The following is an 8,004-nucleotide window of genomic DNA, read 5'->3' as shown; positions in this document are numbered from 1 at the left end:
AAGCCCTCGAAGGCGACATCCGCAAATGGGTCAAAGGCTGGAACGCCGACCCGCGCCCCTTCATCTGGACCAAGTCCGCCGAACAGATTCTCGAATCCCTCGGCCGACTTCTACGACGAACTACTGGCGCAGGACACTAGCAGTACCGCCCCGAATGTCGGACTCCCAAGCGGCAGTCAGGGCCTTCACCTGCGGGCCAACATGGACAGAGCCGGGACCGTGTGTCTCTGAACCGATCGGACGAGGCGCCGCACCGACGCCGCCATGCGAAAGAGGTACCCCTGTGAGTGTTGCCCAAGTCCGCGAACAGCTCACCGCGATCATCGACGACCGTGACGTCGCGGGGATCCGCATCCGGTCCGAGTTCGAGTCGGGCGGCTTGACGGTCGCGCCGCCGGCCGGGCAGCTCGACAAGGCCGGCCCGGACAAGTCGGAGGGCCTGTTCAAAACCTCAGACGGGAAGTACGCGGTCGTCATCGACACCGTTGCGTCGCAGGCGAACCGCATGGAGGCAGCCCTGAAGGCAGTCGCCGGCGACGTCGACTACCCACTGTTCGTCGTGAACGGCGCGGACCGGGTCGCCCGCCGGAACACGTCCCTGGACTGGCCGCACCGCCAGGCGGACGCGCACTGGCGCCTGCTGCAGGACCGGGCGATCCTCGAGGGCCACCTCACAGACGACGACGCCCAGGCCATCCACGACGCGACCGTGTGGGACGCCGAAGCGCTGCTGCGCTGGTTCCCCGCCTCGGTGCTGTTCGGCTGGTGGCACTCGGTCCCCAAGGAGATCAAGGGCAAGGCCACCGCCGAGAACCAGAAGATCCTCGACGACCTCCTCGACTCCCGCTCCAATGGCGCAGCGAACAGCGCCGCCACCCGGTCCGCACGGGTGATCACCTCCGAGGTCATCGCCCACGGGGTGTCGTTCGCCCCGCGCCTGAGCACCCGGATCGACCCGTTTGGCGCGCTGACCGCGGGCACGAAGGCGAAGGGCGGCGAGGCGGCGTCGAAGTCCGCCTACAGCCAGGGCGGCCTCGGCACGATCCCCCCGTCGAAGTCCAACCCGGCCGTCACCTACGAGCTGATCCAGGGCGCCACCTTCATCGGCTTCTCCCACCTGCGGCACTTCAGCTTCGGCGAGCACACCCCCGAGGGTCGCGTCCTGGCGCTGGCCTTGGGCCTGCTGGCGGTCACCGAGGCGCAGTACGACCTGCACCTGCGCTCTGGTGCGGACCTCATCTTGAAGGGCGCGCCGGTCTGCACGCTCGAGCGCGGCTCCGGCCCGACAACCTTCGAGCTGCCGTCCCGCGAGGACCTGATCGCTCTGGTGAGCGAGCTCGGGACCGGCACGTTCGGGTGGAAGGGCCAGCTCGAGATCGACGCCCCTGAGGCGTACCTGCGCATCGCGGCGGTGGCGGCCGCGCACCAGGCCAAGGCCGACGGCGACGACGCGTGAGCGCTGACCTCACCGTCTCGGTCCGGTTCCCGAACGGGCGGTTCAGCGGGTCTACCGGCAACGCCGGTGAATGGCCGCCGTCTCCGGCGCGCCTCGCCGCGGCACTGCTGTCGGTCGCGGGCGAGTCCGGCCGGCCGGTGATGGTGGAGCTCTTCGCCGCGCCGCCGCCGATCATCGACGCCCCGACGGCAGAGCCCACCACGGGGACCGGGCGCTGGGTTCCCACCCAGTACACGGTCGACGTCAACGGCCGCACACCCAAGCTGGTGCGCGGCGGGCAGGAGCTGGTGTCCGACACGTTCGACCGCAAGGAGGCCGCCCTCGCGCAGCCGTCCGTGCACGTCGGCGACGCGTCGGTCAGCTACGTGTGGCCTGGGCTCGGCGACCTGGCCGCGGCCCTGGTCCCGGTCGCCCGGCAGGTGCCGTATCTGGGACGGCCGACGACCCCAGCGGTCATCTCCGTCGCGGCAACTGAGCCGGTGTCCGGGCCCGTCGCCCCCGGCCGTGTTCGGCTCGTGCCCGACATGGGTGGCGCGCTGAGGCTCGGGGTCCCGTCGAGCGAGCACCTGGCATCCTTGGACGCGGTGCACGAGTCGCGGCTGCGGAACCGGTCGATCGGCTTCGACCAGCCGGTCAAGACCCAGCGCACGTTCGCCACCTACCGCACCGTCGAGCCGCCCCAGCCGATCGGCGTCGGGTGCGCCACCCGCCGCGAGGCGCTGACGTGGGTGGGGCAGCAGATCCTGTACCGGGTCGCAGACCGGGGTGTGGCCCTCGCCGGCGACATCCTGCTCGCAGTTGGGACCGTGACGGCCGAGCTCGGTGCCCGGGAAGTCATCCCCGTGCTGTGGGGGGTCGGGGGTGACGCGGACGGCCGGCTCAAGGCGGTGCTGGTGTGCGACCCGAGCGTCGGGGAACTGCCCGCCACCATTCAGGTGCCGACGCGGACCGGGCTCGTGCGGCTCGAGTCCTCGCCGCCGGACGACGTTCCGGGCCAAAGCCTCGAGGTGTGGCTCGCGTCGCGGCTGCTGGCCCGGTCTCCCTTGTGGACCACCCTGACGCCCGTGAACCTCGGCGTCGACGAAGCACTCACGCTGCACCAGGCCCAGCCCGGGCTGGAGGCATTGGCCGGTGAGCCGGTGGTCGGGTTCGGGACGCACCGCGAGCCGCGCGGGTCGTGGCAGCCGTACTTCCCGGAACGGACGTCATCCGGTTACGTCTCGGTGCAGTTCGCCGAGAGTGTGCACGGCCCGCTGTTCCTCAAGGTCGCAGGCGCCCGCGTTGCGCTGATCCCGGCCGACCCCGGCACCCACGACGACGACCCCCGAAGGGGGACCCTGCTGTGACCACGTTCCCGACATTCGGGGAGTTCTTCGGCGCGATCAACGGCGACCGCACCCCGTATCTGTGGCAGATGCAAGCCGCCGAGCGGCTGTACGCCGGCGAGCCGATCGACGCCGTCGCGGTGCCCACCGGCCTGGGCAAGACGCAGATCGTGACCGCCTGGTTGTGGGCGTTTGCCCGCCAGCGGCACGAGCTGGCGGCCGGGCTCCGCGACCGGCGCACGGTCGCCACCCGACTGCACTTCCTGGTCGACCGCCGGGTCGTCGTCGACGACGTGCACGACACCGCCTTGCGCATGAAGGCGGCCGTGGAGGCTGCCACCGATGGCGCCCTGCTCACCGTCGCCCGCGCACTCGATGCGACCAGCCACCAGACGACAGACGGGACCACCACGTCCCAGCGGTCCCTGGTCGACGTCGTCGCCCTGCGCGGCGGGCTGCCGGTCAGGCCGGAGCACACGAGCAGTCCGTTCACCCCGACGATCGCCGTCGGCACCCTGGACCTGGTTGTGTCACGGCTGCTGTGGCGCGGGTATGGGATCGCCCCCGGTCGCCGGCCGATCGACGCCGCCCTGGTCGGTGCCGATTCGCTGATCGTGCTGGATGAGGCCCACATCGCCGAGCAGTCCTTGCAGACGCTGCGCGTCCTGACCCGCAACCGCGACCACTTCGAGACCAGCCCGCTGCCTCGCCCCGCCCTGACCGTCATGTCCGCGACGCTGCGCCCCGGCCCGGCCCTGACGGCCATCACGTTCGACGAAGCGGCCGAGGTCGCCCAGCATCCCGACCTGTTGGCGCGGCTGCTCAACCGTCAGGCCACCGCCATCGACGTGACCTGGCTGACGTACCCGACCTCACCGGGCAAGGCGCCCACCGCGGCGGTCCGCAAGCAGGCCGTCGACGAGCTCGTCGCGGAGATGGCCGACCAGGTCGCAGGACGGCTGGCCGGACCGGGGACCGCCACCGTTGCGTTCGTGAACACCGTCGAGCACGCGCACAAGCTCGGCGCGGAGCTCGAGGACCGGATCGGGACCTCGACCAAGGTGGTCGTGCTGCACGGGGGGATGCCGGTGCCCGTCTCCCGGCGCCGCCTGGAGGCGGTTAGGCCGTTCCACAACGGTTCCCCGGCCGCGGCCCGCGCCGCCGCCCCGCAGACCGTCGTGGTCGCCACGCAAACCCTCGAGGTCGGGGCCGACCTGGACTTCGACGCCGCGGTCATCGAGTGCCCGTCCGCCGACGCCCTCGTGCAGCGCATCGGCCGCGTCAACCGCGCCGGCAAGCGCACCGGGGCAACGGTCCATGTGGTGGCCCGCCACGACGACCCGGCACCGGTCTACGGCACCGCAGTCATCGAGGCGACCGGAACCATGGCGGAGGGCACCGCCACCGTCGGCGCGCTGGACAAGGTGGTCGCCGCCGGATTGCCGTCCGCCACCGTCCGGGCGGCCGGGCTGGTGCTGACCATCGACCGGCCCACCTTCGACGACTACACGTTCACCCGGGGCCTGTCCGGGCAGCCGGACGTGGGCACGTGGATCCGCTCGAAGGATGCCGACTTCCGCGTGCAGGTCGTGTGGCGAGAAGCCCTCAACGTGCTCCCCGAGCAGGCGCATGAGCGGTACGCCAACGAGCTGCCAGCGCGCGGGTGGGAAACCTGGTCCGTCCGCCCAGACACCCTCGCTGCGGCCCTCAGGACGATGAACGCCGAGAAGAACCAGAGCTGTTCCGTCCTGGTGGTCCAGCCGAACAACGCCGGTGACCGGGTCCTCGGCTTCACCGGCAGGGCCGGCTACGACACCCTCGGCGCGGCCTTGACCCCCGGATCGACCGTCTACGTCGCAACGGGGCTCGGTGCCCTGCCCGACTTCGAGGACACCGGAGTCGACCTGAGCGGGTTCCGCCTCACCGGTGAGGAGCCGGTGGTCATCGCGCTGGCCGGCCGGTCGTCCAAGACGCCGGGAGTCGTGTCGGTCGCTGTCGACCCCGACGACGCGCTGCCCGCCTCGGAGATGAGCGAACTCGTCCAGGCCGCGATCCGGGCCGCCTCGAGCACACCGCCGACCACGTCGACCAGCCCGCTCGCCATCGAGGCAGCAGCAGCGCTGATCGACCAGGTGACCCACGTCGGGCTCGTCGACGGCATTGTCGTGACCCCCGTCGTCAGCGGAGAGGTCTGGTTCGCGACCCCGACCCGAGCTCGCGCGCAGAGCGCCGCCCCCTTGGACCTCGGCCTGGACGGGCACCTGCGCGACGTCGGGGATCGGGCCGCGGACTGGGGCCAGACCGTCGGGATGGACACGGCCGTCGTGGCCGCGTTGCGGCTGGCCGGTCAGCGGCACGACCTCGGGAAGCTGCTTCCGCAGTTCCAGAAGTCGCTGCGGTACGAGCTGGTGGGGCGCGACCTGGTTCTGCACCCCGGCGTCGAGGGGGTCCGGGCGAAGTCGACCCTGCCGCGGTGGCGGTGGGCCGACGCCAACCGGCTCGCGCGCGTCCTGGACGGGTTCCGGCACGAAGCCCTGTCGGTCACGGTGAGCGACAAACTCGGCTACCCAGACGGGGTGGACCCGACGCTCGTGCGGCACCTGATCGGCGCCCACCACGGACACGGGCGCGGCATGTTCCAGGTCTACCCCGAAGCCGGCCAGGCGAGCGACTACGAGATCGGCGGGCAGTCGGTCAGCGCCGCGAACGCGCTGCAGGCGGACCTGAGCGACGAGTGGGCCACCCAGTTCCACGACCTCAACGTCACCTACGGCGCGTACGGCCTGGCGCTGATGGAGGCGGTCCTGCGGCTGGCCGACTGGTCGGTCTCCTCTGAGAATGTGAGCCCCACATGACGGTCACCACAGCACCCGAGCTCCCTGAGCACCACGTGTCGGCACTGAGCGGGGCGGACCCGACCGGGTTCCTGACCGCGCTGGGCCTGCTGACCGCCTGCGAGCCGAGCGCCACGCTGCACTTCGCCGGGCTTGAGCCGGTCCTGCGGACCTCGTCCACCGCGGAGCAGATCGCTGCCCGGTTGCGGGCCATCACCGACAAGACGCACCCGACCCACGACCTCAAAGGAGCCGACCGCACGATCGTCACGCAGACCCCGCAGTTGGGCGCGTGGCTCGAGTTCCAGGAGCGAACCTGGGCCAAGGGTAGGCAGGTGGCGTCCTGGACTCGCCTCGTCGACCCATCCAAGCCCGCTGTGGTCGCGATCCTCACGAAGGTTTCCGGCCCGAACAGCGGTCCGGTCCCGACGGTCAGCATCACGGTGCCAGCAGGCCGGACCCAGACGCTCACGATCAGCAAGCGGCGGTTCGCGCCCGACGTCCAGCACCCGTGGGTCCAGTTCGGGGCGGACGGCACCGTGACGGTGACCGCGCCGGAGCAGTACGCGAACGTGATGATCGCCGGGGTGCTGACCGACCTTTCCGGCGCCGCTCCCGCGCGCGGCCAGGTGCGCATCCAGGTCAAGGACGAACGCAAGCTCAGCGGGTCACGCCTGTGGTTCCGCAAGTCCGGCCCCGTGTCGGGTCCGCTGCCCTCGATGGCGGCAGCCTGGGGCGACGAGCCCGGATCTCCGCCGCCGAAACCCGCCGTGATGACCCTCGAACGGGTCGCCCGCGCCGTGAGCGCGCTGCTGGCAGGCGGCAGCCCTCAGGTCGAGTACGACACCGACGTCATGTTCCGGTACTGCCCCCCGGCGAGCCCGTTGCCCGTCAACGAACTGCTCGTCGCGGCCGCCACCCGGTGCCTGCCGCCAGCCGACGTCGACGGACGGACCGCCTCGTTGAAGTGGTCGCTGTGGACCACCCCGATGCGGGTGACCTCGGCAGTGGAGATCCTCCGCAGCCCCGACCTGGCCATCTCAGCGGGGCTTCGCCGGTTCACATCGACCATCGCCCCGCTCGGGGAATCCCAGAAGACCACCGGCTTCATCTCCACCACGGAGGACAAATGACCTACCAGACGCTCCTCGAGTTCCCGCTGACGCCGTCGTTCGCCCAGAACGAGCTGGTCAGCCTGCAGAAGCTGCACCAGTTCGTGATGGCCGCCGCCGGCCAGCTTCCCAACCAGTCGCAGACCCCTCGCGCCGACTTGGGGGTCACGTTCCGGCTGAGCCTGCCCGGGGACGACGGGGTGGACGGCAACACGGTGCAACTGCTCGTGCGCAGCAACGAACCGATCAGCGGCTCGTCAACAACCGTGACCACACCTGAAACGGGTGACCGGGTGCGCGCGCGTGTCGCGATGGTGGCCGAGAAGCGACTCTCCCGCGGCACCGGCAACGGCGGGCCCCAGCAGACCCGCCCGCTGACCGACGACGAAGCCGTCAAGGTCGCGTGGCGCCGCCTCACCGACGCCGGACTCCAGGTGGACCGGGCCGACCTGCAGGTGTCCGACGCCCGCCCAGCGGGCGCGAGGGGCACGATCAACGTCACCTACCGGGAGATCGTCGCGCAGGCGGTCGTCACCGATCACCCTGCCCTCGGCTCAGCACTGGATCGAGGTATCGGCCGCGGAAAGAACTATGGATTCGGACTGCTGACCGTCGAAACATGAACTGCGCCGGTACCTTGGGGCCCACAAACACGCAGGTCAGTTGGGTCCGCCCCGCGCGCGCGGGGGTTGAAGCGTCGCAGCAGGCGAGGCACTGTGCGCACAGCCGTCCGCCCCGCACGCGCGGGGGTTGAAGCACGGGTGTCCCGGTCATCGTGTTCGAGCAGTCGTCCGCCCCGCACGCGCGGGGGTTGAAGCACGGCGGCCGAGCATCGTCAGGTAGTGGTCCTGTCCGCCCCGCACGCGCGGGGGTTGAAGCACTCAATGTCGAGTCCTGAGGCGAACATGACAGTCCGCCCGCACGCGCGGGGGTTGAAGCTTCATCCTGCCGCGGGTGACGTCGGTCGTCAGGTCCGCCCCGCGCGTGCGGGGCGGACGGGTTGAAGCCTGGTTCGCCTTGTCGCGATCACCGTCACCCCGTCCGCCCCGCACGCGCGGGGGTTGAAGCGGAGAGATCCGACACGGGCACTGCGTGATAAGTCCGCCCCGCACGCGCGGGGGTTGAAGCGAAACGCCCGATGAGTTCCTCGACGGCAACCATTCCGCCCCGCACGCGCGGGGGTTGAAGCACCGCGACCTATGAGGGAAACACGGGCCGCACGTCCGCCCCGCACGCGCGGGGGTTGAAGCAAGGCGTGGCTGAACGCGGTCACGGAG

General features: G+C 71.0%; 5 protein-coding genes. All 5 read left to right on the top strand.

What is annotated here, in order from left to right:
* The first annotated feature begins 283 nt into the window (after positions 1-283).
* From cas7g to VIM26_RS01475, 5 genes are read left to right on the top strand one after another with little or no spacing between them, the layout of a single operon-like run.
* Positions 284-1,456 (top strand): type I-G CRISPR-associated RAMP protein Csb1/Cas7g, encoded by a 1,173-nt coding sequence (gene cas7g / locus VIM26_RS01495; RefSeq protein ID WP_331948541.1) that lies wholly within the window; start codon positions 284-286, stop codon positions 1,454-1,456.
* Positions 1,453-2,802 (top strand): type I-G CRISPR-associated protein Csb2, encoded by a 1,350-nt coding sequence (gene csb2, locus VIM26_RS01490; protein ID WP_331948540.1) that lies wholly within the window; start codon positions 1,453-1,455, stop codon positions 2,800-2,802. Before cas7g ends, csb2 begins: the two co-directional genes overlap by 4 nt.
* On the top strand, positions 2,799-5,636 hold the full coding sequence (cas3g, locus tag VIM26_RS01485; protein WP_331948539.1) for a type I-G CRISPR-associated helicase/endonuclease Cas3g: 2,838 nt from the start codon (positions 2,799-2,801) through the stop codon (positions 5,634-5,636). Before csb2 ends, cas3g begins: the two co-directional genes overlap by 4 nt.
* Positions 5,633-6,748, top strand: coding sequence for a hypothetical protein (locus VIM26_RS01480; RefSeq protein WP_331948538.1), 1,116 nt, complete (start codon positions 5,633-5,635; stop codon positions 6,746-6,748). Before cas3g ends, VIM26_RS01480 begins: the two co-directional genes overlap by 4 nt.
* A complete protein-coding gene (locus VIM26_RS01475) occupies positions 6,745-7,350 on the top strand; it encodes a type I-E CRISPR-associated protein Cas6/Cse3/CasE (protein WP_331948537.1) in 606 nt (201 codons plus the stop codon). The genes VIM26_RS01480 and VIM26_RS01475 overlap by 4 nt, the downstream gene beginning before the upstream one ends.
* Positions 7,351-8,004 lie beyond the last annotated feature (654 nt).

It is taken from the genome of Pengzhenrongella sp. (genome assembly GCF_036565025.1).
In the GTDB taxonomy this organism is placed as follows: domain Bacteria; phylum Actinomycetota; class Actinomycetes; order Actinomycetales; family Cellulomonadaceae; genus Pengzhenrongella.
This window is presented reverse-complemented; position numbering and strand designations above follow the sequence as displayed.

Bases quoted from the DNA above. Each gene is read 5' to 3' on its own strand.
- VIM26_RS01480 (WP_331948538.1), top strand. From the start codon at position 5,633: ATGACGGTCACCACAGCACCCGAGCTCCCTGAGCACCACGTGTCGGCA.
- VIM26_RS01475 (WP_331948537.1), top strand. From the start codon at position 6,745: ATGACCTACCAGACGCTCCTCGAGTTCCCGCTGACGCCGTCGTTCGCC.